The 25,721-nt window shown below is 68.6% G+C and carries 26 protein-coding genes; 8 read left to right on the forward strand and 18 right to left on the reverse strand.

The window, feature by feature from the left end:
• The first annotated feature begins 336 nt into the window (after positions 1-336).
• Positions 337-2,760: a Tex family protein gene (locus tag DK368_RS01205; RefSeq protein ID WP_114391721.1), complete on the forward strand. Its 2,424-nt coding sequence runs from the start codon at positions 337-339 to the stop codon at positions 2,758-2,760.
• A 74-nt stretch (positions 2,761-2,834) separates the two neighbouring features.
• On the opposite strand, the gene DK368_RS01210 is transcribed toward DK368_RS01205, so the two are convergent.
• Positions 2,835-3,344, reverse strand: a complete 510-nt coding sequence (locus DK368_RS01210) for a hypothetical protein (RefSeq protein WP_114391722.1) — start codon at positions 3,342-3,344, stop codon at positions 2,835-2,837.
• Positions 3,316-3,975 (reverse strand): response regulator, encoded by a 660-nt coding sequence (locus DK368_RS01215; protein ID WP_114391723.1) that lies wholly within the window; start codon positions 3,973-3,975, stop codon positions 3,316-3,318. The genes DK368_RS01210 and DK368_RS01215 overlap by 29 nt, the downstream gene beginning before the upstream one ends.
• Positions 3,976-4,184: 209 nt before the next feature.
• Here DK368_RS01215 and DK368_RS01220 point away from each other — a divergent pair, with 209 nt between their 5' ends.
• The 3 genes from DK368_RS01220 (at position 4,185) to DK368_RS01230 (ending at position 6,577) form a co-directional block, all read left to right on the forward strand.
• Positions 4,185-4,532 (forward strand): hypothetical protein, encoded by a 348-nt coding sequence (locus tag DK368_RS01220; RefSeq protein ID WP_114391724.1) that lies wholly within the window; start codon positions 4,185-4,187, stop codon positions 4,530-4,532.
• Between the two features lie 524 nt (positions 4,533-5,056).
• Positions 5,057-5,917, forward strand: a complete 861-nt coding sequence (locus DK368_RS01225; RefSeq protein WP_114391725.1) for a class I SAM-dependent methyltransferase — start codon at positions 5,057-5,059, stop codon at positions 5,915-5,917.
• A gap of 117 nt (positions 5,918-6,034) precedes the next feature.
• A complete protein-coding gene (locus DK368_RS01230; RefSeq protein ID WP_114391726.1) occupies positions 6,035-6,577 on the forward strand; it encodes a PadR family transcriptional regulator in 543 nt (180 codons plus the stop codon).
• A gap of 71 nt (positions 6,578-6,648) precedes the next feature.
• Here the strand turns inward: DK368_RS01230 and pssA are convergent, their stop codons facing one another.
• Both pssA and DK368_RS01240 read right to left on the reverse strand, forming a co-directional pair.
• Positions 6,649-7,530, reverse strand: a complete 882-nt coding sequence (gene pssA / locus DK368_RS01235; RefSeq protein ID WP_114391727.1) for a CDP-diacylglycerol--serine O-phosphatidyltransferase — start codon at positions 7,528-7,530, stop codon at positions 6,649-6,651.
• Complete coding sequence (locus tag DK368_RS01240) at positions 7,530-8,222, reverse strand: phosphatidylserine decarboxylase (protein WP_114391728.1); 693 nt, start codon at positions 8,220-8,222, stop codon at positions 7,530-7,532. The genes pssA and DK368_RS01240 overlap by 1 nt, the downstream gene beginning before the upstream one ends.
• Before the next feature lie 350 nt (positions 8,223-8,572).
• On the opposite strand from DK368_RS01240, the gene DK368_RS01245 reads away from it, so the two are divergent.
• Together DK368_RS01245 and hrpB are read left to right on the forward strand one after the other, a co-directional pair.
• Positions 8,573-8,953 (forward strand): response regulator, encoded by a 381-nt coding sequence (locus DK368_RS01245; RefSeq protein WP_162305813.1) that lies wholly within the window; start codon positions 8,573-8,575, stop codon positions 8,951-8,953.
• A 60-nt stretch (positions 8,954-9,013) separates the two neighbouring features.
• Positions 9,014-11,497 carry an ATP-dependent helicase HrpB gene (gene hrpB, locus DK368_RS01250; protein WP_114391730.1) on the forward strand — a complete coding sequence of 828 codons (2,484 nt, stop codon included), beginning with the start codon at positions 9,014-9,016 and terminating at the stop codon, positions 11,495-11,497.
• Positions 11,498-11,524: 27 nt separating this feature from the next.
• Here hrpB and DK368_RS01255 read toward each other — a convergent pair whose 3' ends face one another.
• From DK368_RS01255 to DK368_RS01295, 9 genes are all read right to left on the reverse strand, one after another.
• Positions 11,525-12,499: a YihY/virulence factor BrkB family protein gene (locus DK368_RS01255; protein WP_114391731.1), complete on the reverse strand. Its 975-nt coding sequence runs from the start codon at positions 12,497-12,499 to the stop codon at positions 11,525-11,527.
• Positions 12,500-12,509: 10 nt separating this feature from the next.
• Positions 12,510-13,307, reverse strand: a complete 798-nt coding sequence (locus DK368_RS01260) for a DUF2383 domain-containing protein (protein WP_162305814.1) — start codon at positions 13,305-13,307, stop codon at positions 12,510-12,512.
• Positions 13,308-13,433: 126 nt separating this feature from the next.
• Complete coding sequence (gene spbR / locus DK368_RS01265; RefSeq protein ID WP_114391733.1) at positions 13,434-14,540, reverse strand: SpbR family protein; 1,107 nt, start codon at positions 14,538-14,540, stop codon at positions 13,434-13,436.
• A 135-nt stretch (positions 14,541-14,675) separates the two neighbouring features.
• On the reverse strand, positions 14,676-15,434 hold the full coding sequence (locus DK368_RS01270; protein WP_114391734.1) for a DUF6969 family protein: 759 nt from the start codon (positions 15,432-15,434) through the stop codon (positions 14,676-14,678).
• 152 nt (positions 15,435-15,586) lie between these two features.
• A complete protein-coding gene (locus DK368_RS01275; protein ID WP_162305815.1) occupies positions 15,587-16,570 on the reverse strand; it encodes a TAXI family TRAP transporter solute-binding subunit in 984 nt (327 codons plus the stop codon).
• Between the two features lie 31 nt (positions 16,571-16,601).
• Complete coding sequence (locus tag DK368_RS01280) at positions 16,602-17,288, reverse strand: ABC-type transport auxiliary lipoprotein family protein (protein WP_114391736.1); 687 nt, start codon at positions 17,286-17,288, stop codon at positions 16,602-16,604.
• Positions 17,285-18,244: an MlaD family protein gene (locus tag DK368_RS01285; RefSeq protein ID WP_114391737.1), complete on the reverse strand. Its 960-nt coding sequence runs from the start codon at positions 18,242-18,244 to the stop codon at positions 17,285-17,287. The genes DK368_RS01280 and DK368_RS01285 overlap by 4 nt, the downstream gene beginning before the upstream one ends.
• Positions 18,245-18,248: 4 nt before the next feature.
• Positions 18,249-19,082 (reverse strand): ABC transporter ATP-binding protein, encoded by an 834-nt coding sequence (locus tag DK368_RS01290; RefSeq protein WP_114391738.1) that lies wholly within the window; start codon positions 19,080-19,082, stop codon positions 18,249-18,251.
• Complete coding sequence (locus DK368_RS01295) at positions 19,042-20,184, reverse strand: ABC transporter permease (RefSeq protein ID WP_114391739.1); 1,143 nt, start codon at positions 20,182-20,184, stop codon at positions 19,042-19,044. Before DK368_RS01295 ends, DK368_RS01290 begins: the two co-directional genes overlap by 41 nt.
• Positions 20,185-20,313: 129 nt before the next feature.
• Here DK368_RS01295 and DK368_RS01300 point away from each other — a divergent pair, with 129 nt between their 5' ends.
• A complete protein-coding gene (locus DK368_RS01300; RefSeq protein WP_114391740.1) occupies positions 20,314-20,829 on the forward strand; it encodes an adenine phosphoribosyltransferase in 516 nt (171 codons plus the stop codon).
• 27 nt (positions 20,830-20,856) lie between these two features.
• On the opposite strand, the gene DK368_RS01305 is transcribed toward DK368_RS01300, so the two are convergent.
• From DK368_RS01305 to DK368_RS01325, 5 genes are read right to left on the reverse strand one after another with little or no spacing between them, the layout of a single operon-like run.
• Positions 20,857-21,687: an ABC transporter permease gene (locus DK368_RS01305; RefSeq protein ID WP_114391741.1), complete on the reverse strand. Its 831-nt coding sequence runs from the start codon at positions 21,685-21,687 to the stop codon at positions 20,857-20,859.
• Positions 21,684-22,451 carry an ABC transporter ATP-binding protein gene (locus DK368_RS01310; RefSeq protein WP_338045686.1) on the reverse strand — a complete coding sequence of 256 codons (768 nt, stop codon included), beginning with the start codon at positions 22,449-22,451 and terminating at the stop codon, positions 21,684-21,686. The genes DK368_RS01305 and DK368_RS01310 overlap by 4 nt, the downstream gene beginning before the upstream one ends.
• A 35-nt stretch (positions 22,452-22,486) precedes the next feature.
• Positions 22,487-23,473 (reverse strand): ABC transporter substrate-binding protein, encoded by a 987-nt coding sequence (locus tag DK368_RS01315; protein WP_114392071.1) that lies wholly within the window; start codon positions 23,471-23,473, stop codon positions 22,487-22,489.
• 20 nt (positions 23,474-23,493) lie between these two features.
• Positions 23,494-23,907 carry a dihydroneopterin aldolase gene (locus tag DK368_RS01320; RefSeq protein WP_114391743.1) on the reverse strand — a complete coding sequence of 138 codons (414 nt, stop codon included), beginning with the start codon at positions 23,905-23,907 and terminating at the stop codon, positions 23,494-23,496.
• Positions 23,907-24,878 carry an SDR family oxidoreductase gene (locus tag DK368_RS01325; RefSeq protein ID WP_114392072.1) on the reverse strand — a complete coding sequence of 324 codons (972 nt, stop codon included), beginning with the start codon at positions 24,876-24,878 and terminating at the stop codon, positions 23,907-23,909. Before DK368_RS01325 ends, DK368_RS01320 begins: the two co-directional genes overlap by 1 nt.
• On the opposite strand from DK368_RS01325, the gene DK368_RS01330 reads away from it, so the two are divergent.
• The gene (locus tag DK368_RS01330; RefSeq protein ID WP_114391744.1) at positions 24,849-25,646 is read left to right on the forward strand and encodes a phosphodiesterase; all 798 of its coding nucleotides are present in this window, start codon (positions 24,849-24,851) and stop codon (positions 25,644-25,646) included. The genes DK368_RS01325 and DK368_RS01330 overlap by 30 nt on opposite strands.
• Positions 25,647-25,721: the final 75 nt, after the last annotated feature.

Genomic DNA, 25,721 nt, shown 5'->3' on the forward strand with positions numbered 1-25,721 from the left:
GCAATGCAAGCGCTTCATCCGCGACGCAGTTACCCTGTCCGGCCGACAGGGACGAGGTGAAAAGAAAGCCCCGGACGCTGGGCGCCGGGGCTTGTGAAGTCTGCTAGGGAGGAAACGCAACCACAGTTGCCTGACCGATATGCCAGCCAAACACCTAATGCCGCGTTAACAGCCCATCATGACCGGCAAGTATAGAGGTGCGAAATAGGATAGGTCCGTGCGGCTGACGGTGCTGAAGGTAACGGCCGGTTTCACAGGAACCAGAGACGGCACTGGCCCCGGCGCGGCATCTGGGGTAATGAGCGGCCTTCCGTCCCCATTGACGACGAAGCTCGCATGATCCCGATTTCCGACCGCATCGCCCAGGAACTCGCCGTCCGCCCCGCCCAGGTGGAGGCGGCCGTCAAGCTGCTGGACGAGGGTTCGACCGTTCCGTTCATCGCCCGCTACCGCAAGGAGGCCACGGGCGGCCTGGACGATACCCAGCTGCGCACCCTGGATGAGCGGCTGCGTTACCTGCGGGAGTTGGAAGAGCGGCGGGCCGCCATCCGCGCCAGCATCGAGGAACAGGGCAAGCTGACGCCGGAACTGGCCAAGGATATCGACGAGGCGGACACCAAGACCCGACTCGAAGACCTGTACCTGCCCTACCGGCCGAAGCGCCGGACCAAGGCCATGATCGCCCGCGAAGCCGGGCTGGAGCCGCTGGCCGATCTGCTGATCGGCGATCCCACCCGCACGCCGGAGGAGGAAGCCGCCCGCTTCGTCGATGCCGACAAGGGCGTGGCCGACATCAAGGCTGCCCTGGACGGGGCCCGCGCCATCCTGGTGGAGCGCATGGGCGAGGATGCCGGCTTGGTCGGGCGTCTGCGCGAGTTCAGCCAGAACCATGGCCGCGTCGTCTCCAGGCTGGTGGAAGGCAAGGCCGACGAGGGTGCCAAGTTCAGCGATTACTTCGATTTCTCCGAGCCGCTGCCGAAGGTGCCGTCACACCGGGCCCTGGCCCTGTTCCGCGGCCGCGCCGCCGGCGTGCTGGATCTGCGCCTGGAGGTGGGCGAGGCCCCCGCCCCCGGCGACGCCCACCCGGCCGAAACCATGATCGCCGCCACTTACGGCATTGCCGACCGTGGCCGCGCCGCCGACAAGTGGCTGCTGGACACCTGCCGCTGGGCCTGGCGCACCAAGATCGCCCTGCATATCGAGCTGGACCTGATGAATGTGGTCCGCGAGCGGGCGGAGGACGAGGCCATCACCGTCTTCGGCCGCAACCTCAAGGATCTGCTGCTGGCACCGCCGGCGGGCATGCGCACGACCATCGGGCTGGACCCCGGCATCCGCACGGGCGTCAAGGTGGCCGTGGTCGATGCCACCGGCAAGCTGGTGGAAACCGCCACCATCTATCCGCATGAGCCCCGGCGTGACTGGGACGGCTCCATCGCCGTGCTGGCGGCCCTGGCCGCCCGCCACAAGGTCGAGCTGATCGCCATCGGCAACGGCACCGCCAGCCGCGAGACCGACAAGCTGGCCGCCGATCTGATGAAGCGCCACCCGGAGCTGCCCCTGACCAAGGTCATGGTGTCCGAGGCCGGCGCCTCGGTCTATTCGGCCTCGGAAGTGGCGGCGCTGGAATTCCCCGGTCTTGATGTATCGCTGCGCGGGGCTGTCTCCATCGCCCGGCGCCTGCAGGACCCGCTGGCCGAACTGGTGAAGATCGAGCCCAAGGCCATCGGTGTCGGCCAGTACCAGCACGATGTCAGCCCGACCAAGCTGGCCCGCACCCTGGATGCCGTGGTCGAGGATTGCGTGAACGGCGTCGGCGTCGATCTCAACACCGCCTCGGTGCCGCTGCTGGCCCGCGTTTCCGGCCTGTCGGAAAGTGTGGCCCGGAACGTGGTGGAGTACCGCAACTCGAACGGTGCCTTCAGCCTGCGCCAGCAGCTGCTGGCGGTGTCGCGGCTGGGGCCGAAGGCCTTTGAACAGGCGGCGGGCTTCCTGCGCATCCGCGACGGAGCCAACCCGCTGGACGCCTCCTCCGTCCATCCGGAGGCTTATCCTGTGGTGCAGCGCCTGCTGGAGAAGACCGGCCGCACCCTGCCCCAGATCATCGGCGATGCCGCCTTCCTGCGGTCGCTGGACCCGGCGGATTTCACCGACGAACGGTTCGGCATCCCCACCGTGACCGACATCCTGCGCGAGCTGGAGAAGCCGGGCCGCGACCCGCGGCCGGAGTTCAAGACCGCCATCTTCAAGGAGGGGGTCGAGGCACTGAAGGATCTGCAGCCCGGCATGGTGCTGGAGGGCGTGGTCACCAACGTCACCAATTTCGGGGCCTTCGTCGATGTGGGCGTGCACCAGGACGGGCTGGTCCATATCAGCCAGCTGGCCCACAGCTTCGTGAAGGACCCGCATGCCGTGGTGAAGGCCGGGGACATCGTCAAGGTCAAGGTCCTGGAAGTGGACCTGAAGCGCAAGCGCGTGGCCCTGACCATGAAGCTGGAGGAACAGGCGGCGCGGCCGGCACCGCGCGGGGAAGGCCGCAATGAGGCCAGGGGCGAGCGGCGCCCCGAGCGCCAGCCCCAGCGTGCCAACGCGCACGGGACCAACTCACGCGCTGCAAATTCGCAGGGACCCACTTCACAGGGGCAGCGCCCGCAGGGGGGCGGCAAGCCCGCCATGTTCAAGCAGCAGCCTGCCAAACCGGAGGAGCCGGGCGCCCTCGGCGCCGCGCTGGCGGCCGCCCTGGCCCGGAAGAAGGGCTGACCCGGCAGCAGCGCCGGCCCCCTGTGCCGGGGCCGGCGCTGCCCTGTTTGCGGTCGGTCAGCGGCGCGGCAGAATCAGCGGCGGCCGCCGACCTTTTCCCGGGCCAGGGCCAGTGACTGGGCCAGCGCCTGCCCCGTGTTGCCGCCATCTCCCTTCATGTCATCGCGGACGATCAGCTGCATGGCGTCAATATGCAGCGCCACCACCTGCAGTTGGGCTGCGGTCGGCGCCTCCAGATCGATCAGCAGATGGTTCAGCGCATTGGCCACATCCGAGAGCAGGTCGTAACCGAAGGTCTTGCCCAGCGTCAGGATGCCATCGGAGATCTTGAACACCCGTCGCAGATGCGCCGCCCGCTGATCCGGGGCCGCCATGGCGGCCTGGAATGCCGCCTGCAACTCGGTGAGGTCGATGCGGGTCTGGGTCTTGTGTGCCTCCGCCAGGCGGGAGACATGCAGGCTGGCGCGGCTCAGCGCCACCGGATCGATGCGACCGGGCTTGCCATCGGCTGATCCTCCCACCTTCTCCCGCAGCGTGTTGGGCCGGTGGATGATCTCAACCCGCGGCTTCGACTCCTCGCTCATCTTGATTCTCCGCTGGTTGCATGCCTTCGGATTCCGCCGGCGGCGGCTCGGTTTCGATGACCATATGGTCGCCCTCGTCGATGACCCGCACATTATCGGCGTCCAGCACCCGGCGGTCATGCCCCTCATAGGGCAGGGTCTGGCGGCGGCGGTCCGGGCCGAAATAGTGGGGAGCCCGGATGAAGGGCCGCGGCTTGTCGATCACCGCCAGCAGCCGCGACGCCACATTGATCACCGACATGGGCTTGGCCAGATATTCGGTCACGCCGGCATCGCGGGCGTTGCAGACGGCCTCCCGGTCGGCCTCGCCGCTCATCATGATGAAGGGCAGAAAGCGGACCTTGTCGCTTTCATGACCGCGGACCCAGCGCAGCAGGTCCAGCCCCCCCATGGGGGCCATCAGGTGGTCGGCAAAGATCACGTCGACATCGCGGGCATCGCCGGTGGTCAGGGCCGTCACCTCCAGCAGACCGGTCGCTTCTTCCCCATTGTCGGCCTGGAGCACCTTGCCGATGCCGAGTCCCTTGAGGATGGCAGCGAGGATGGTGCGGACAAAACGGTTGTCATCGACCAGCAGAATGCTGAGGCCGTCGAACCGGTAGAACTTTCCGCTGCTGACATTGCGGCTCATGGCGTACCCAGGCCACCCCCCTTACCGATCTGCCGCCCACCCCCGGCCGGCCCGATCCCGCCCAACCTAGCCGGGCGCACTGCCGCCGTCACGTCAGTGATGCCCCCCTGCGTGGAAATATCCGCTCGAAACAGAATTCCAGAAGACCTTAACCTTTTGCTGACGAAAGACCGCCTAGCCTCACTGTCTCAGCAGGAGGCCGCTTTCCCATGTCAGAGACCGGGCAGAGCCAGGAACGGACCAATGACGACACGATCGAGCGCACCGCGATCGTGATGTACGGGCTGATGGAACAACTGCATGATGTGCTGGCGGTTCCGGAGGCGCAGGACGACATCAGCCTGGGCATGCTGATGGGGCTGTCCATGTATCTGGACGACAAGATCGGCCCGTTCCGCACCGAGCGGCTGATGAACTCGGCCCCCGGAATCATCCTCAAAACCGATGCCCATGTGGTGCGTCCCCAGATCGACCGCTTCCTGCCGGTGCTGCGCGCCTTCGGCGGCCATCTGGCCACGCTGCCGGGGCCGGCCGGCAGTGCCGAACCGGGGCTGTAGGCGCAAGCCCCCCGTCCATTCCACTGGCCATGCCCCGTCCAAAGGCGACGCGGGGCGACCGCAAGCGATGTCAAAGTGACGTCAAGGTGACTTAAGGTGACGTAAACGCTACCCTAAGGTGACGTTAACGCGACGCCAGCCGCAGGGGCGTCGCCCCTCAAGCCCCCGCAGTTAAATGATTTTTTTCCTTAAAGTGACATAAGGTGACATGAGTCGCACGATGAGCGCCTGTCACCATCCGCAACGGCAACATCCAGGCCCTGCATTCTCTTTTCTTCACGCTTGCCAAGAATCGCGCCCCGCAACCACCCCGCGGGACGGATTAAATCAGATCATGGCGTAGGACTTTTGTCCATATCGACGAAGAGACCCTGCGTGGCGCTTTCCGCCGGCACGGACCGGCCCGCCGATCACGTTCATGCCGGTGCGTGTCCGCGGTCACAGCCGGACCGCCGCCCGCCTGTGACACTGCCGCCCAAGGGGCAGCAGTCCGCCCCATTGCCCGAGGAGAAGGCGCCCCGCGCATGACCGACCGCGCCAGCCAGCACATCGCCATCGATCCCGGCAGGGAGCGGCAGCGCTGGGACCAGTCCGGCCCCTTCTGGGATCGCTGGGCCGACGCGATGGCCGATCCGGCCGACCGCATCAACCGCCCCCTGCTGGAACGGCTGGACCTGCAGCCAGGCCATCGTCTTCTGGATCTGGCCGCCGGTGCCGGAGAGCCGGCGCTGACGGCCGCGTCCCTGGTCGGCCCCGATGGTCTGGTCCTTGCCACCGATCTGGCGCCGGCGATGCTGACCGGCGCCCGGCGGAGGGCCGGCAGCACTGCTCCCCTGGTCTTCGGTGCCGCCGACATGACCCGGCTTCCCTTCGCCGATGCCAGCATGGACCGGGTCAGCTGCCGCCTGGGTCTGATGTTCGTACCTGACGACCGCCAGGCGGTGGAGGAAATGCGGCGGGTGCTGCGGCCCGGCGGCCGGGCCGTCGTGGCCGTCTGGGGGCCACGGGCCGACAACACCCTGTTTGCCGAACTGGGGCGAGTCGTGGCCAGACATCTGGGGCCGGATGCCGATCAGGCCCTGGAGGTGCTGTTCCGGCATGCCGATCCCGGACGGACCGCCGATCTGTTCCGGCAGGCCGGATTCAGCGATGTCAGCGAAACCGCGGTCCTGACCGATGCCGCAACACGGTTGGACCGTCCGTTCTGGCGACCGGCGCTGGAGATGGTCTTCGGGCCGTTGCTCCAGGGCCTGCCCATGGTGATTCGCCAGCAGATCGACACCGATATCGTCCGTGCCTTCGCCCGCCTGGCTGGATCCGACGGAAAAATATACTTACGTATGCATGCGCGCTTGGCCGCGGCAATCACACCGACGTCTGTCTGAAATCACAACAGCGGAATGCCGTTGACTGCGTCGCTTTGCGGCTTATGGTTCGATACATATCTTGACTATACAGAGTAAGGTCGTATGGTCTGATTCGTCAGTTATGCAGGTTTTATGATGATCGACGTAAAAACACTCTGCCTCGGCGTCCTCAGTCGTGATGACGCCTCCGGTTACGAAATCCGCAAGGAGTTTGAGGATGGCCCTCTGAGCCATTTCAGCGATGCCGGTTTCGGGTCCATCTATCCCGCGCTGAAGAAGCTGCTGGAAGACGGCCACATCATCATGTTGCCGCAGGGCGGCGACTCCCGTCCCGACAAGAAGGTCTATCGCATCACGCCGGCCGGCCGGCATGTGCTGTACCAGGCTCTGACGCGGCAGCCCGCCCAGGACAAGCTGCGCTCCGACCTGATGTTCATGCTGTTCTTCGGCCATATGCTGCCGCCGCGGCATCTGGACCGCATCCTAGGCGACCGCATCGACCATCTGCAGCGCGCCGTGGAGACCCTGGAGCGCTCGGCCGACCGCCCGGGCAATGCCGGCGAGAAGTTTGTCGATGGGCTGAGCCTGGCCACCTACAAGGCGGCCCTGACCTATCTGGAAGAGCACCGCCATGAGCTGGTTGGCGCCGCCCTGATGGAAAACAAGGTCGCTGAGTAAATGCCAGTGGGATGAGGCTTTGCCTCATCCCACTGGCTTCAATGATCCGGCCCGCTTTCGCGGTGCCGGGATCAAGCGGAGGTGCCCGGTCCGCCGGGCACAGTCTCCGCCCCTGCATCCACCGCCCCCACGGGCGCGGTTTCCGGTTCTGCCGACTTTATCCGGGCCGCCTCCTCCGTCAGGCGACGGTAGCGCCGGAGGCTGAACGGCAAGGTGCAGAGATAACCGATTCCCAGGATGGTCAGGGTCGCCCAGGGGGCACTGACCAGCGCTGCCGCCAGGACACCGACGCCCAGCAGCAGAAACACCACGTAATGCTGGGGAATGCGCAGGCCCTTCAGCGAGAAGGTGGGAATGGCGCTGATCATCAGGGCTGCGATGGCCACGGCCCAGGGTGCCACCAGCCACGGCGAATCGACCCAGCCCGGCCCGATCTCCAGCGTGGCGATCAGCGGCAGCAACGCGATGCCGGCCCCGGCCGGCGCCGGGACCCCGGTGAAATAATTGTAGGCCCAGGCCGGCTTGTCCGCCGCCAGCCCGATCATGGTGTTGAATCGGGCCAGACGCAGCGCAGCGCAGATCCCGAGCAGAACGGCCGCAATCCAGCCGAAGGTACCGGCGCCGTTCAGGGTCCACATGAACAGGATCATGCCGGGGGCCACCCCGAAGCTGACCACGTCGGACAGGCTGTCCAGTTCCTCCCCGAACTTGCTCTGGGCATTCAGCATGCGGGCGATGCGCCCGTCGAGCGCATCGAACACGGCTGCCACGGCGATGGACAGCACCGCCGATTTCCAATTGCCCTCCATACCGAAGCGCATGGCCGTCATGCCGGAGGCAAGCGCCAGCATGGTCAGCATGTTGGGCAGCAGCTTGTTCAGGGTCAGTCCGCCGAGGCGCCGCGGACGGTCCCGCCGGGGACGGGGCCGGAAGACGCCTGTGGAGCGCACCATCAGCGGACCTCCCCCTGGCGCTGCGCCTCGCTGCCGTTGAGATCGGCCAGGACCGTTTCACCGGCCACCATCTTCTGACCGACGCAGACCAGCGGCGCCACATCGTCGGGCAGATAGACGTCGCAACGGCTGCCGAAGCGGATCAGGCCATAGCGCTCACCGGCGCGCAGGATCTGGCCCGGCGCCACCCACCAGAGGATGCGGCGGGCCACCAGCCCGGCGATCTGCACGAACACCATCTCCCGCCCGTCCGGCAGGGTCATGCGGATGGACATGCGCTCGTTGTCGTCGCTGGCCTTGTCCAGGGCGGCATTGACGAAGGTGCCCTTGTGATAGGCCAGGTCCCGGATGGTGCCCTCGGCCGGGGCGCGGTTCACATGCACGTCGAAGACGTTGAGGAACACGCTGATGCGGGTCAGCCGCACCTCTCCCATGCCCAGTTCGGGCGGCGGTGCCGCCTTGGTGATCATGATGACGGTGCCATCGGCCGGACTGACCACCAGACCAGGCTTGGTCGGCGTCACCCGGTCGGGGTCGCGGAAGAAATAGACGCACCATGCCGTCAGGATCAGTCCGATCCAGCCCAGCGCCTGCGAAAGGGTGAACAGCAGCAGCGTGACGACGGCAAAGGCGGCGATGAAGGGATAGCCGGCCTTGTTGATCGGCACCATGACGGTCTTGAGTGCGGACATGTCGAGAAAACTACCGGAAAGTCGTGGAGTTCCCAGCCATACTAGTCAGCCCCGGGGCGGAAATTAAGCCAATTCGCGCAGGCCGGCGCCACGACCCCGGCTCAGCCGGACGGCCTAGCCCACATTTATATCGAAATTCGTGTTAACACGGGGATCCCCCATCGGGCACAGTGTCGTTGTGCGCACCCTGCGGAAAACCGCCCCGCCCCGGCTGTGGAACCGGTGCCCGCCGCCGCCGGCAAAGCCGGCCCAGCGTCCCTATGCGGACCTGCAAAGCCGGGTCCAGTAGGACCCCGCACGGGACCCGGCAGGCCCCCCAGCATGGCAGGAGCGCCCTGGCGCAATCGACAATGACCGTGTCCGCTCCCCCACTCCGCCTCATCATCTGTGAAGACGAAGCCATCATCGCCATGGGGCTGCAGATGATGGTGACGGCGTTCGGCCATGAGGTCTGTGCCGTCTGCGCCTCCGCCGAGGAGGCCGTCGCCGCGGCGGAGCAGCACCGCCCCGATCTGGTGCTGATGGATGTCATGCTGCGCGGTCCCGGCGACGGGATCGAGGCCGCCTGTGCCATCCGCAGCCGCTTCGGCATTCCCAGCCTGATCATGACCGCCATCGACGGACCGCAGGTGCGGGAACGGATGGCGGCGGCCCGCCCTTATGGCTTTCTCAGCAAGCCCTATCGTCCCGATATCCTGCGCCGCTGCCTGGAACAGCTTCCCGCCGACTGACCGGGGCCGGATCGATGGCGGCCCCCTGGCGCCCCGCCGGCGGCTGGGGTATAGGGCGGCATGCTTCCGCTGCTGCCCATCGAGTCCGTGCTGCCGCCGCTGCTGGCGGCCCTGTCCGCCAGTCCCAACGCGGTGCTGCAGGCGCCGCCCGGTGCCGGCAAGACCACCCGCGTGCCGCTGGCCCTGCTGGATCAGCCCTGGGTCGGGGATGGGCGCATCATCATGCTGGAACCGCGCCGGCTGGCCGCCCGCGGTGCGGCCCGGCGCATGGCGCAGATGCTGGGCGAGGAGGTCGGCGGCACCGTCGGGTACCGGGTGCGGCTGGACAGCCGCGTCTCCGCCCGCACCCGCATCGAGGTGGTGACCGAAGGCATCTTCCTGCGCCAGCTTCAGGCCGATCCGGCGCTGGAAGGCGTGGCCGCGGTTCTATTTGACGAGTTCCACGAGCGCTCGCTGGACGCCGACCTGTCGCTGGCCTTCTGCCGCCAGAGTCAGACCCTGCTGCGTGAGGATCTGCGCCTGCTGGTGATGTCCGCCACCCTGGACGGGGAGCCGGTGGCCGCCCTGCTGGGCGACGCGCCCATCCTCACCTCCGAAGGGCGCAGCTACCCGGTGGAGACCCGCTGGGCCGAGCCGCCGGCCGGCGAGCGGCTGGAGGAGTGGACCGCCCGCACCATCCGCCGCGCCCTGGGCGAGGAGGCGGGCAGCCTGCTGGTGTTCCTGCCCGGTGGCGGCGAGATCCGCCGGGTGGAACGCACCCTGGCCGAGGCCGCGCTGCCGGCGCATGTGCTGGTGACGCCGCTCTATGGCGATCTGGCACTGGAGGCACAGGACGCCGCCATCCGCCCGGCTCCGCCCGGCCAGCGCAAGGTGGTGCTGGCCACCAGCATCGCCGAGACCAGCCTGACCATCGACGGCATCCGCGTCGTCATCGATGCCGGCCAGTCGCGTCTGGCCCGGTTCGACCCGCGCAGCGGCATGGGCCGGCTGGAGACGGTGCGGGTGTCCCGCGCCTCCGCCGACCAGCGTCGCGGCCGTGCCGGCCGGCTGGAGCCCGGCGTCTGCATCCGGCTGTGGAGCGAGGCCGCCGACCGGGCCTTGCAGCCCTTCACCCCGGCGGAGATCCTGCGCGCCGATCTGGCGCCGCTGGCGCTGGAACTGGCCAATTGGGGCGTGACCGACGCGGCGGAGCTGCCCTGGCTCGATCCGCCACCGGACGCGGCGCTGGCCCAGGCCCGGGCACTGCTGACGGAACTGGGGGCGCTGGACGCGGCCGGGCGCATCACCCCGCACGGGCGGCGCATGGCCGGGCTGGGGCTGCATCCCCGGCTGGCCCATCTGGTGCTGGTCGGCGCCGCCCGCGGCAAGGCCCGGCTGGCCTGCCGCATCGCCGCCCTGCTGGGCGAGCGCGACCTGCTGCGCGGACCGGGACGCGATGCCGACCTGCGCACGCGCCTGGAACTGCTGCAGGACCGGGGCGGCGAACGGGGCGTGGACCGCGGCGCCCTGCATCAGGTGCGCGAAGCCGCGCGGCAGCTGGAACGCCAGCTGAAAGCGCCTCCAGGCAACGGGGATCACGAGGATGCCGGCGCGCTGCTGGCCCTGGCCTATCCCGACCGTATCGGCCAGCGTCGGCCGGGACAGGCCGGGCAGTTTCGCCTGTCCAACGGCAAGGGGGCCAGCCTGGACCCGGTGGACCCGCTGGCCACCGCCGAATTCCTGGCCGTGGCCGACCTGGACGGCCAGGGCGGCAGCGCCCGCATCTTCCTGGCCGCCCCCCTGACCCTGGCCGAGCTGGAGGAGGATTTCGCCGACCAGATCCAGGGCCGCGACAGCGTGCAGTGGGACGGGCGCGAGGGATTGGTCCTGGCCCGGCGGCAGCGGCGGCTGGCTGCCCTGGTACTGGAGGACCGGCCGCTGCCCAACCCACCGGTCGAGCTGGTCTTGCCGGCCCTGCTGGCCGGCATCCGCGAGATGGGCCTGCGCTGCCTGCCCTGGACCCCGGCGCTGGAGGCATGGCGCCTGCGCGTGGGCTTCCTGCGCCGGCATGACGAGCGTTGGCCCGATGTCAGCGATGCCGGGCTGCTGTCGACGCTGGAGGACTGGCTGGCCCCCTATCTGACCGGGGTGACCCGACGCAGTCATCTGGAGCGCGTCGATCTGCATGCCGCCCTGACGGGACTGCTGGACTGGTCCAGGCAGCAGGAGCTGGACCGGCTGGCGCCGACGCATCTGACCGTGCCCACCGGCTCCCGCATTCCCATCGACTATGCCAGCGACGAGCCGGTGCTGGCGGTGCGGCTGCAGGAGATGTTCGGACAGGCACAGACGCCCACGGTGCTGGGCGGGCGGGTGCCGGTGCTGCTGCATCTGCTGTCGCCGGCCCACCGGCCGGTGCAGGTGACGCGCGATCTGGTCAGCTTCTGGGCCAGCGGCTACCGCGAGGTGAAGAAGGACCTGGCCGGGCGCTACCCCCGCCATTACTGGCCCGACGATCCGCTGGTGGCGGAGCCGACAGCCCGGGCCAAGCGCCGCGGCACCTGATCGGGGCACATGAACCGGTGGGCCGACCTAGCGGCTTTCACCCAGCGTGTCGGCCACATGGGCATCGCGCCTGCCCATGGGCTGCTCCGGCCCGGTGGTGGTGTCGGCCATGGTCTGGTGTTCCATCTCGGCGTTCAGCTCCGCCCCGAGCAGCACCACATAGGCGCCGAGATAGAGCCAGAGCAGCAGGATGATGCCGGCCCCCAGCGAGCCATAGGTGGCGTTGTAGTCGGCAAAGTTCGAGACATAGAGGGAAAAGGCGATGGAGCCCGCCACCCACAACACCGTGGCCACCAGCGCGCCCGGCGTGATCCAGCGCCAGCGCGGCTGCGCCCGGCTGGGCCCGAAGCGGTAGAGGACGGCCAGGGCCAGGATGATGGCTGCACCCAGCACCGGCCAGCGCAGGATACGGGCCAGCCAGGCGAACAGCTGGTCGAGGCCGAGGATGCCGAGGATCACCGGCACCACCACCACGATGGCGACGGCGATGAACAGCATGAGAATGAAGCCCAGGGTCAGGCCCAGGCCGGTCAGGGTGAAACGCAGGAAACTGCGCCGCTCCTGTTCGTCATAGGCGATGTTGAGGGCCGTCATCATCGATTTGACACCACTCGACGTGCTCCACAGCGCCAGGAGGATGCTGACGGCGAGGCCGAAACCGAGCGCGCTGTCATTGCCGCGCGCGGCCAGCCCCTGGAGCTGCTGCAGCAGCAGGTCGCGGCCCTGGGGCGGCAGCACGGCGGAGATCGATTCCACATGCCGGGTGATGTCCTGCGGGTCGGCCACCAGACCGTAGAGGGAAATGGTGGCCGACAGGGCCGGGAACAGTGACAGCAGGCTGAGGAAGGCCACGCCGGCGGCAACGATGCTGATATTGTCGCTGGAGGATTCGCTCCAGGCCCGCTTGAGGATGTCGAGCCAGCCGCGGCGGGGAATCTCACCCGGCCGATGCGCGTGCCGGCCGCGGTCGGAATGGTCGTCCTGCAGCGTGGTGTTGGACATCTGCCTGCCCCTACTGCACGGCGTCATGCAAGGCCAGCAGACGCGCCCGCGTCTGCTCGACCTCATGGAAGCGGCCCCCCAGGATGATGCGGAGATCGTCGGGAAGATCCCGCTTCAGGGCCGTGCGGAAGCGGAACAGCGTTTGCGACTCCGCCACGGCGATGGCCTCCAGCAGGGCGGTCGCATTGCCGCCAGGGACCAGCGCCTCGACCTGCTGCCAGGCCGGCAGCAGGTCGCCGTTGGGCGCGTCACCATGGACGGAGGGCCAGCCCAGGGCCAGCACCTCGTCCTGCAGCAGGGCGGCGGTGCGTCCACGCTCCTCGGCCGCGCGGCGCAGGGCCATGCGCACCGGCCCATCCGGCAGGGCCATCCCGGCCTGACGCAACGCCTTGGTGCCCTGGCGGGCCACGCCGATCAGATCGTGCAGCAGGGTGATGGCCGGCGGGGTTGCCGCAGGGTTGCCATCGGTCGGACGATCCGTCAGCCGGCGCCCGTCGGGCGTGCCGGGTAACAGCGGCGGCGGCTGCTGCTCACCGCGCAGCACCTCCACCGCCAGCCAGGCCAGTCCGATGCCGGCAATCACGGCCGGCACGGGGTTACGGCGGATGGCATCGCCGATGGGATGGGGCCGCCCCTCGGCCAGACTGCGGACCAGCCCCAGGGCGGTGCCGGCCAACTGGTCCGGCTGCAACCGCCGCTCGATTTCCGACAGCGTGCTGTTCAGCCGGGACCGGATGTCCAGGATATCAGTCTCGATCTCGTCCGTCCGGCGGAAGGCATCGCGGCCCGCCCGGGTGTCGTCCACCATGTCCCCTCTCCCCTCCATGCACAGGCGGTGCAAAGGCGGTGGGGTAACATGGGCCGGCATCCGAGGTTCCAGACCACTCCCGGTTCCGGTGGCGACGGTCCGGTGTGGATCAGGGGCTGGCCCGGATCAGGTTGCCGGCGACAGATCGCTGAGCTTGCGCAGGAGATAATCGATATCGTCGGTCGCCAGTTCCTCGAACTGGGTCAGGATACGCTCGATGCTGCGGCGGCGATGGCGCTCCAGGTCGCGCTCGCCCCCATCCAGCTCCGTCTCCCGCGCCACGTCCAGGGCGATGCGCATGGCCGGATAGAGCTGCGACGGCAGGCTGGCCCGCTCGAACAGCGACTTCAGCCCGAGCTTGCCGGCGTCATGGATCAGCAGCCGGGCATTGACCACCGGAATGTCGGCCAGATGGGCCAGCGCCACCTCGAAGAAGGGCAGATCCCCCAGGCACAAGGCCCGCACCAGCAGCGACGGGGTCAGGCGGCGCCCCTCCTTCAACTGGTGGACCAGCCGTTCCAGCTCGCTCTCGCCGGCGCCGCCGACCAGGCCATAGGTGGCCCGCTCCCGCGTCTGCAGCACGATGTCGGCGGCCAGATCGGCCGGCAGCTCATGCCGGGCCACCAGCCGCTGACGCAGATGTTCCGATACCAGGGTCACCAGACGTTCGGCCACGGTCACCGGCAGCCGCGCCCGCTCGACCAGCGGTTCGGCCACGGCCGCGCTGCCGGGGAAGCGCTCCAGCGCCCGTCCCATGGCCTGTTCCGGGATGGCGGCCGCGGCATTGGCCATCAGGGTGGCCACCGCCTGCTCCTCCGCATGGTCGGCGATGGCATCGGCCACGGTCTCCGACACGTCCGGCCGCTTGGCCACGGCCACCTGCTTGTGCAGCGAACCGTTGCGGACGATCTCCACCAGATCGGCGTCGGTCAGCACCGACGACACCTCGATGAAGGGGAGCGACACCTCCTCCACGTCGCGGGCCAGGATCAGCGCTACATCGCGCGGCACCGCCGGATTGGCCTTGAGGCTGTCGGCCAGCGCCGCCCGCACGCGCGAGGCGACGTCGCGGGCCATCAGGCGGACGATATCCTCCGCCAGCCCGCGCTCGCTTTCACTCAGGCCCTCGGTCCCGAACTGGGACGCGACCTTTCCGGCCAGTTCGGCGCGGGTCACCGGCGACGGGTCCCGCAACAGCCGCTGCACATCCTGTTGGGTCAAGGTGTCGGTCATGGCTGGACGCTCGCTCCCCGTTTGGCGGACCGGACTGGCACCAGGCCCCACGTCGCCGCTTGGCCGGATTTTAGTCGAGGCCGCCCCCGTTTGCGACAGTGAAAAATGCCGCGTTACCTGCACCACCACTCCGGATCAGGCAAAAGCCTGCTGCGCACGCAGACGACGGCGCAGTCGCCGCATGGCCTGTTCAACATGGCCGATATATTCATCAAGACTGATCTGCATTTCCGAGGTCACCTCGAGCCGGCGGTCCTCGAACACATTGATCCCGGGATTCGCGGATTGCCAGCGGGCCACGGTGGCATCGCGGCGGTGCAGCAAGTCCACGACCGCAGGACGGTACAAGCGCACCAGGGCTGTCAACCAGCGATTGAGCGGCCAGGACGGACGCGCATGATCGATGACGAACCCGTCCAGCATCCGCACCACATCCGACGCCCCATACCAGGTTTCACCCGTCACCCAGCGGTTCGTGGTGAACAGACGGATCGGCTGACCGAATCGATCAACCGAGATGCCGACCAGATGGGACAGTGCCCCGTTGCCATCGGGGTCGGGCGCCAGATCGGGCAGAGGCAGCGGCGCAACCCCGTCCGGCATGCCCAGCGGCCGCAGGAAGGTGTGGAAATGCCCAGCCTCGTCCTCCACCCGCTCCGTGACCGGATGAGCATGATAATAGTATTGGGCGTGGAATTCGGCGTCATAGACGTCGTCGGCGGGATAGTGCTGCCAGTCCTCGACACCACGGGACCCCGGCCCGATCCCGCGGAACAACTCCGTCAGCACGGTGTCGCCAGTCTTGGTGAGGACGCGCATGCACAGTTTGACCTCGCGCGCCGCCTCGGCCAGGGCCGCGAGTTCCTCCTGTTCCACACTGTCGAAATCGGTCATGGCATCGTCCTGCGCCGCTCCCAGGTCCGCTGCCGGGGAAACCACAAAATAGTTATGGTTTTAGGCGCCGGGAATGCAACCCTGTTAACATACCCCCTATGAAGTACGGGCTGCCCGTGCGATTCCAGCCGCCAGGGCAGCAGGCGGCCTCCTCAGGGCAGCAGCCCGGCCGCCCGATAGGCCTGCTCCGCGCCCGGATGCAGCGGCGCCGCACGCCCGAGACCCGGCAGGTCCGCCCGCTTCAGCCCGGCCAGAGCCGGGTGCTCCCCCTGGAACGCATCGAAGCGGGCCAGCAGCGCCGACACCACGGTCTGCACCGCATTGTCGGGCACATCGGCACGGGTCACCAAGGTCGCCACCAGCCCCACCGTCTGCACCTCCTCCGTCACGCCGGGATAGGTTCCAGCCGGAATGCGGGTGGCCACGAGATCGGGGCTGTCTGCCAGGATGCGCGTCCGCTCCTCGGCCGTAAGTCCGACCGGCACGGCGGCACAGGTCGTCACCGCCGACTGGACCGCGCCATTGGGATGCCCGACGGCCAGGACCACCGCATCGACCTGCCCGTCACACAGGGCGGACAGCGCTTCGTCCGGCGGCAGGCCGGCCAGATCGGCAGCGGGAAGTTTGCCCAGCGGCGCCAGCACGGCCTCGGCCAGAAGGCGCAGGGCCGAACCGGGCGGGCCGGCATTGACGCGCTTGCCCTTGAGGTCGGCCAACCCGGCGATCTCGGCATCGGGTCGGGCCAGGATGGTCACGCTTTCGGCATGCAGGCTCATCACCGCCCGCAGATCGGCGAACGGACCGGCCGCGGACAGGCGCCCTTCCCCGGCCAGGGCCAGACGCTGCCAGTCGTTCTGCACCAGGGCATAGTCGATGCTGCCGGCCCGCAGGGCGGCAATGTTGGCCAGAGACCCGTCGCTGGGCACCACATGGCAGGGCGGGCGCCCCTTGTCCTGCAGGCCGTTGAGCAGGTGGCAGATGGCGCCGCCGACCGGGTAATAGAGGCCGGTGACGCCACCGGTGCCGACCAGCATCTCGGCAACAGCCGGCGGCTGCGCCGCGGTGGACAGGGTCCACAGGGACAAAAGGGCGGCCATGCCCGGCAGCAGGCGGCGACAGCGTCGGGAAACGGTCATGACGGGTCCGATATCACGGGGAACGGTGTGCCTAACGGCTGGCGGTCGGCAGCGGTGCCTGGGCCGCATTGGCCGCCCCCTGGCGCAGGGTCCATTCGACCGTGCGCCGCAGCACCATATCCAGCGCCTGATCGAAAGCGGCGATGACATGGTCGAAGGATGCCGACTTGGCTGCCACCCGCGCCTCGAACGTATCACTGGCCACGATGTTCCGCCGGGGCATGCGCACCAGCTTGGCATTGAGCCGGACATGCGCCTCCGGCGCGCTGCTGTCGGGACTGCCACCATTATATTCCGCCTGGAAGTCGCGCAGATCGGACTTCAGCACGAAATCGGAGCGCAGACCGCTGGCCTCCACCCCCACAGCGACGATGCGGTTGCTGTTCTCCAGCGATTCAACCAGCAACAGCTGCACCATCTCCGGTGCCGTATCGACCCAGGCGCAGTCGGCATAATAGGTCAGGCGGGCCGGGGTTTCGCCCAGGGCGATGCGGCCGGTGTCGATGCCAGTGTTGGCCAGCGGCGTTTCCACCACCAGTTGCCAGTCGACCCGCGGCAGCCCGGCGGCGAATTCCCGCGCCGGGCTGAGGGTATAAAGACGGGGGGGCGCCCCGGGGTCCAGCAGACGGGCCGCGCTGCACGCGCCGAGGGGCAGCAGCGCGGCGGCCGACAGCAAGGCACGGCGAGGCAGGGGACGGCGGAACGGCTGCGCACTCATTTCACATCAACCCCGCTCTTGCCGCCGAACAGCAGTTCCGACGGATCACGCTCAAGCTTGTTGGTGACACGGGCCAGATTGGCCGTCAGGTCCTGCAGATGCACCAGAAGCTGGCCGAAATCGTAGAGGCCGGTGCTGGTGAAATCGCGGATCGGCTCCCGGTTCTCGGCGATCAGCCCCTCCAGTTCGTTGGAGGTCCGGGTCAGCGACTGCGTCAGGCGGTTCAGCTCCCGCGTGGTCTGGGCCAGGTCGCCCGAGATGGTCCCGGCGTCGTTGCCGACCTTGTTCAGGGTGCTGTTGGCCGTCTTCAGCAGCGTATTGGCCTGCCCGCTGAGCTGGTTGACCTGGCCGCGCAGATCCACCACCAGCAGGTTGGCGTTGCGGATGGTATCGTTGGCGCCGACACTGGCCTGAGCCATGTTGGCCAGCAGCGTCTGAATGGATTCCTGGTTCTGCTCGTTGAGAAGCTGACTGACACGCTGGGCCGCGTCGATGACGCGCACCAGCATGTCCGGGGTTCTTTCCAGCACCGAGGACAAGGCGCTCTGACGCGACGGGATCTCCGGCGTGCCATCGGCCTGGTCGCGCAGCAGCGGCGCCGCTTGCGAGCCGCCCGTGATCTCCACATAGACGCCGCCGGTGACACCCATGGGTTCCAGGCTGGCTACGGCATCGGCCTTGACCGGCGTTTCCTCCGGCACCTCGATGGTGATGCGGATGCGCTCCACATTCTGCGGGTCGATGCGGATATCGGACACGGTGCCGACGGCGACGCCGCGATAGCGGACGGGGCTGCCCTCCACCAAGCCGGTCACACTGCCGGTGGTGTAGATGAAATAGGGCTGCATGGCCTGATCGAACTGGACCTTGGCCAGATAGACCGTGAACACGGCCAACGCGGCCACCAGGGCCAGAACGAAGGCCCCGACGAGAGTGTAACTGGCCCGCGTCTCCATTCCCTCACCTCTCCGCCGCGCGGCCTGCCGCCTGCGCAGCCCGGCCACGCGGCCCGTGGAAATAATCCCGGATCCAGGGATGGCTTTCTTCCAGCAATGTCCGGATGGTTCCCACGATCAAACGCTTATCGATCAGCACGGCAATACGGTCACAGATTGCATACAGGCTGTCCAGGTCGTGGGTCACCATGAAAACCGTCAGGCCCAGGCTTTTCTGAAGACTGCCGATCAACTGGTCGAAGGCGGCGGCGCCGATGGGGTCCAGCCCCGCCGTGGGTTCGTCCAGGAACAGGATTTCGGGGTCCAGGGCAAGGGCACGGGCCAGCCCGGCGCGTTTGCGCATGCCCCCCGACAGCTGGGCCGGATATTTGCCGGCGGAATCGGGAGGCAGCCCGACCATGGCGATCTTGACCCGGGCGATCTCGGCGATGAGATCATCAGGCAGGCTCGTATGCTCCTTCAGCGGCACCTGGATATTCTCCAGCACCGTCAGCGAGCTGAACAGGGCGCCATCCTGGAACAGCATGCCCCAGCGGGCCTGGAGGCGCACGCGTTCCTCCTCGCTGAGGCGGCTGGTATCCTGGCCCAGCACCTCGATCCGGCCGGCGCTGGGCTGCATCAGCCCGACGATCTCGCGCAGCAGAACCGATTTGCCGGCGCCGGACCCGCCGACCAGCCCCAGCACCTCCCCCTTGCGCACATCAAGATCGACGCCGGCATGCACCACCTGCGCGCCGAAGCGCGTGTGCAGCCCGCGGACCCGGATCACCGGCTCCTGCGGGCCGGGTCCGGCACCATCAGACGCCGAGATAGGAGAAGAGGATGGAGAAGAAGGCATCGAGCACGATCACCAGGAAGATGGAAATGACGACCGAGCGTGTGGTCAGCAGGCCCACGCTTTCGGCGCTGCCGGTGACCCGCATCCCCTCGTAGCAGCCGACCAGGGAGATCACCACCGCAAAGACCGGCGCCTTGACCAGTCCGACGAACAGGGTGCCGGCGCCGACTGCCATCTGCAACTGGCGCAGGAACTGGCCGAAGGTGATGTCGAGATAGCCGTAGGCCATGACGGCGCCGCCCGCCAGCGCCACGATGTCGGCATAGACGCCCAACAGCGGCAGGGCCACCAGCAGCGCCAGCATGCGCGGCAGCACCAGCAGCTCCACCGGGTCCAGGCCCAGGGTGCGCATGGCGTCGATCTCCTGGTTGACCTTCATGGTGCCGATCTGGGCCGTGAAGGCGGAGCCTGAGCGGCCGGCCACGATGATGGCCGTCATCAGGATGCCGATCTCCCGCAGCACACCGATTCCCAGCAGATTGACCACGAAGATGTCGGCGCCGAAGCGGCGCAGCTGGTCGGCCCCCTGATAGGCCAGGACGACGCCGATCAGGAAGGACAGCAGGCCGACGATGCCCAGGGCGTTGAGCCCCACCTGCTCCAGATGGAAGGCGAAGGGACGGGCGCGGAAACGGCCGGGCCGGCGCAGCAGCCGCAGCGCCGTCACTGTCACCAGGCCAAGGAACCCCAGCAGGGCCAGCCCCTCGCGCCCGGCCGTCACCGTGGCGTGGCCGACACGCTCCAGCAGGTCACGGAAAGGCCGCACCGGTTCCACCGGCTGCGGTGCCGAGACGGCGGCGGCCACCGCCCGCCGCACCTCCTTCAGCAGGGTGCAGAGATCATCGCGGGCCCCGACCACCGCGACCGAATGTCCCTGCCCGCGCAGGCGCGCGATCAGCCGGTCGATCAGCAGCGCCCCGGCGGTATCCAGCGCCGTCATGCCCGACAGGTCCAGGCAGATGCTGGCCGCGGCCCGGCCCGGATCGACGCGGCGCAGCTGCGGCTCCAGCCCCTGGACGGCGCCCAGGTCCCAGCGGCCCGCCGCGGACAGCACCCATTGCTGCCCGGCCCATGCCGTGCTGAGACTGCCCCGCTCTACCACCCCGCTCCCCTTTCCGTGTTACGCTGCCCGCGGCGCCCACTTGACATGAGCGCTCCGGCACGGTCAACAGCGGGCCGGACTTTCCGCCGGCCCGAGGGCCGGCTTCCTGCCCCTTCGGGAACCGACTTCATGGACATCCGCCAGCATATCCGCAGCATCCCCGACTTCCCGAAGCCGGGCATCCAGTTCTACGACATCTCCACCCTGCTGGCCCATGCCGCGGCCTGGCGGGCCACGGTGGACCAACTGGCCGAAGCCGTGCGCCCGCACAAGCCGGACCTGCTGGTCGGCATCGAATCCCGCGGCTTCCTGACGGCGGCGCCGCTGGCCCTGGCGCTGGGCGTGGGCTTCATCATGGTGCGCAAAAAGGGCAAGCTGCCCGGCGCGGTCATCCGCCACACCTATGATCTGGAGTACGGCACCGACACGGTGGAGATCCAGGCCGATGCCATCACGCCGGGTCAGCGGGTGGTGGTGCTGGACGATCTGCTGGCCACCGGCGGCACCATGGCGGCCGCCATCCACCTGCTGCGCAGCGTCGGCGCCGATGTGCGCGCCGCCGCCTTCATCGTCGAACTCGGCTTTCTCGACGGCCGCAAGAATCTCGACGTGCCGGTGACGACTCTGGTCAGCTACGACCAGTAGGACCGCAGCGGCCGGCTGGATACGGCTCTACCGATCCAGGCCGCTTTCATGCCAGCGGTTCAGCAGGCGTGCCTGCAGCCAGGACAGCATCGCGAACAGAAGCACGCCCAGGCCCGCCAGCAGGGCCAGGGCGGCGAACATCCGCGGGATGTTCAGCCGGTTGCCGGACTCCACGATGCGCCAGGCCAGCCCCGACGCCGTGCCGCTGCCGGCCACGAACTCCGCCACCACGGCGCCGATCAGCGCCAATCCGGCCGACACCTTCATCCCCGCCAGCAGGTAGGGCAGCGCCGAGGGAAGTTGCAGCCGCAGCAGCATCTGCCGGCGGCTGGCGCCATAGAGCCGGAACAGGTCGCGCAGATTGGGGTCGACGGCGCTGAGGCCCAGGCTGGTGTTCGACAGGATGGGGAAGAAGGCCACGATCCAGGCCAGGATCAGCAGGGCCAGGTCAACCCGCTCGTAGCCGACCCAGATGATGACCAGCGGCGCAATAGCCACCACGGGCGTGACCTGCAGGATCACGGCATAGGGGTAGAGCGCAGCGGCCAGGCTGCGGCTCTGGCTGAACAGCACGGCCAGCGCCACGCCGGAGACGACGGCCAGGGCGAAGGCCTGAAGCGTGATGGTCAGGGTCAGCCACAGGCTGGCGCCCAGGGTGCCGGCATCGCCGACCAAGGCGCGCAGGATCAGTGATGGCGGCGGCAGCACGAACACCGGGATCTGGCGCCAACGCACCAGCCCCTCCCAGGAGCCCAGCACCAGCACGGCCAGCAGCAGCGGCAGCAGGATGCGGAGACCGCGGCCCTTGCGCCCGTTCTCATCGGGTCCGTTCCCATCGCGCCCATCGCCCCGGCTCATGCTGTCCGCTCCCCCTCGCCCATGGCGGAGGCCAGCAGGCCCGAGACCTCGCGCACCACGGCGTTGAAGGACGGGCTGGTGCGCAGGGCGGCGGTCCGCGGCCAGGGCAGATCCACCACCCGCTCGGCCACCATCCGGCCCGGCCGCGGACCAAGCACGGCGATGCGGCTGGAGAGATAGACGGACTCGAAGACGCTGTGGGTGACGAACAGGGCGGTGAAGCCCGTCTGCCGCCACAGGTCCAGCAGATCATCGTTGAGGCGGAAACGGGTGATCTCGTCCAGCGCCGCAAACGGCTCGTCCAGCAGCAGCACCTGCGGGCCGGTCACCAGGGCGCGGGCCAGGGCGGCGCGCATGCGCATGCCGCCCGACAGTTCGCGCGGATAGGCGCGGGCGAAATCGGCCAGCCCCACCTGCTCCAGCAAGGCGGCGGCCCGCGCCGCAGCCTCTGCCCGCGGCACGCCGGCCAGATCCAGCGGCAGCCGCACATTCTCCGCCACCCGCGCCCAGGGCATCAGCGTCGGCTCCTGGAAGACGAAGCCGATGCCGCCGGGTGCCGGCGCCGCCGCCCAGGACAGGCGCCCGCTGGTGGGAGCCAACAGCCCGGCCACCAGCCGCAGCAGGGTGCTCTTGCCGCAGCCGGACGGCCCCAGCAGGCTGAGGAATTCGCCGCGGGCCACGCGCAGATCGATGCCGGCCAGCGCCGCGGTGCCGGCCTCTGCGTCGGCGCCGCGGCCGTTCCCGGCAGAATAGCGCAATCCCACCCGTTCCAGCGTCAGCAGCGGGTCCGGTGACGGTGTCAGTTGCGGCCCCCCTTGTTGACGAAGCGCAGATCCACCCCGCGCCGCCAGTCGAGATCGCTTCTATAGATGCCCAGTGCCTTCATCTCGTCGGTGAAGGCCTGCCAGCGGTCCGCGGTCATGGCGCCGACACCCAGGCGGACGGCATCCCCGCTCTCGACGATGCCGTACGCGATCATCTTCTGCCGGGCATAGGCGATGGTCTCATCGTCCATGTCCGGGTTCGCCGTCTTGATCAGGGCGTTGGCCGGGCCGGGATCGTCATGCAGATAGCTGATCCAGCCCTCGATGCTGGCATCGACGAAGGCCTGGACCAGATCCGGTCTCTTCTCCACCAGATCGCGCCGCAGCATGATGGTGGCGGCGTAGCTGAGATAGCCATGGTCCGCCAGCAGATAGACCTGCGGTGTGACCCCGGCCTTGCCGGCCGTGAACGGCTCCGACGTGACATAGCCCTGCTGGATGGCGCCCTGGTCCACCAGGAAGGGGGCGATGTTGAAGGTGTATTTGCGGATCTGGCTGTCCTGGAAACCGTAGCGGGACTTCAGCCAGCGCCAGATGGTGTTGACGGAGGGGTCGCCGATCATGATCGGCTTGCCCCGCATCTGCTCCAGGCTGGTGATGTCGGCACGCGGATGCGTCATCAGCATCCAGGGATCCTTCTGGAACAGCGCCGCCACGGTGACCACATCGGCCCCCGCCTCCACCAGATTGAGGGTGAAGAAGCCGCTGGAGCCCATGGCCCCGTCGATGGCGCCGGCAGCCAGCAATTGCTGCGGGTCCATGCCGACGCCGCCCTGGCGCAAATCCACCTCCAGCCCGTGCCGGGCATAGATGCCCTTGGCCACGGCCTGGTAGAATCCGCCCTGTTCCGCCTGGGCCCGCCAGTCGGTGGCGAAGACCAGCCTGTCCGCAGCCTGCGCCACGGTCCCCGAGAACAGAAGCAGCAGGGCCGCCAGCGCGGCACGGACCCGAAGTCCCGTCATGGTCATGCCTACCCCGCCCCCTATTCCAGCGGCTTGAACCGGCTGACCTCCAGCCCGACGGCTTCGCAATCGGGATAGACGTCCGGCTTTTCCGTGCTGACGCGCACGCCCAGGACCATGGGCGGATCCAGGCAGAGGGCGGCGATGCGGTCGAGCAGCGTTTCCTGCAGGTTCCAATGGCGGCTGCCGGCCAGATCGGCGATCTGCCGCCGCAGAACGTCATAATCCAGCACATCGTCGATCTCGTCCCGCTCCAGCCGCTGCGGGCGCAGGAACAGCTCGATATTGACCAGCAGGCGCTGGGGGGCCGCCTTCTCGAAAGCATGAATGCCGATGGAGGTCGGCAGGGCGAAATTGCGCAGGAAAATGACACGGGCCTCGCCCAGCGCCGCGATCAGGCGCAGACGATGCTCATCGGGAAGGCGGGCGGGCATCAGGACTCCTCTCGCACCACATACATCACATCGCGGGACAGCGGCTGCAGATGCTGCCCGCCATCGACCACCAGCAGATCACTGGCATAGCCCGGCACGGCGGCGATGAACAGGACGGCGTTGGCGATGTCGTCGGGCGTAGAGCCGCGCCCCAGCGGGGCCATGCGGTGTGCCTTCTCGAATTCCTCCGGCGTCTGGTCGGCAGAGGGCAGCGACAGGCCCGGCGCCAGCCCATGCACCCGCACCCGCCCGGCCAGGGCCGAAGCCAGCAGTTGCGTCGCCCCGTGCAGCGCCATCTTGGTGGCGGTGTAGCTGAAGAAATCCGGGTTCAGATTGACGATCTTCTGGTCGAGGATGTTGACGATGACCGGATCGGCCCCCGCCTCGCAGCGCGCGGCGAAGCCCTTGGCCAGGAACACCGGCCCCTGCAGGTTGGCCGCCATCAGCCGCGACCACAGGCCCGGCTCCAGCGTCTCCAGCGAATCGAACTCGAACTGGCTGGCATTGTTGACCAGCAGGTCCAGCGGCCCCAGACGGTCCGCCGCGGCATGGGCCAGCCCCTCGGCCTGCCGCGGGTCGCCGAGATCGGCGCCCAGTGCAACCGCCTGGCCGCCGGCTGCGGTGATGCGTGCCACCACGGCGTCCGCCTCCGTGGCGGAGCTGTGGTAATGCACCGCCACGGTCCAGCCTTCCTCGGCCAGCCGCTCGACGATCCGGCGCCCCATGCGCCTGGCGCCTCCCGTCACCAGCGCCACCCGCCGCCTGCCCGCGCTCCCGTCCAACGTCCTTGCCCCCTGCTGTTGCTGCCGGCCACCATGTAGCGCGATCGGCCGACTGGGCCAGCCCGCCTTCACGCTGGTATCACGCACGGGGCATATCAAGATCCGGCGGCAGGCACCAGCAGGACGCCGGTCGCAGCGGACGCAGGGGAGGACACGCCGATGTTGATCGCACAGCTCACCGATTGCCATGTCACCGCCAAGGGCACGCTGGCCCTGGGAGCCATCGACACCAACACCGCCCTGGCCCGCGCCGTGGCCTTCCTCAACCGGCTGGACCCGCGCCCGGATCTGGTGCTGCTGACCGGCGACCTGATCAACGGGCCGAAGCCGGGCGAGTACGAGGCGGCGGCGGAGATCCTGGCCGGCCTGTCCCTGCCGCTGCGGCTGATCCCCGGCAACCATGACGACCGCGCCGGCCTGCGCACCGCCTTTCCGGCCGCTTTTCCCGCGGCGGTTCCGGCGGCGGGCGAATTCCTGCATCAGGCGCTGGATCTGGGGCCGCTGCGCCTGCTGGCACTGGACAGCACCATCCCCGGCCGGGTCGAGGGGACGCTGTGCCCGGCGCGGCTGGACTGGATCGCCGCGCGACTGGCCGAGGACGACCGGCCGACCCTGGTGGCCCTGCACCACCCGCCCTTTCCCACGGGCATCGGCTTCATGGACGCCATCGGCTGTGCCAACGGTGACAGGCTGGAGGCGCTGCTGCGCCGCCACGGCGCCGTCGTCGGGGTGCTGACCGGGCATGTGCACCGGGCCATCGCCCAGAGTTTCGCCGGCAGCGTGGGGTTCTGCTGCCCGTCCTCCGCCTTCCAGATGGCTTTCCAGCCGGATCCGGACGCACCGGCCCGCTGGACCCGGGAACCGCCGGCCCTGGCCCTGCACCAATGGCACCCCGGCCAGCCCCTGCGCAGCCATGTGGTTCCCATCGGGGATTTCCCGCCGACACCGTTCGGCTGAGACGGCAGCCAAGGCGGGAGCCGGGCCGGGGCCTGCTTGGGGGCCGATTGGGGGCCGATTGGGGGTTGTCGCAGC

The organism is Oleisolibacter albus, from assembly GCF_003336875.1.
Lineage (GTDB): Bacteria > Pseudomonadota > Alphaproteobacteria > Azospirillales > Azospirillaceae > Niveispirillum > Niveispirillum album.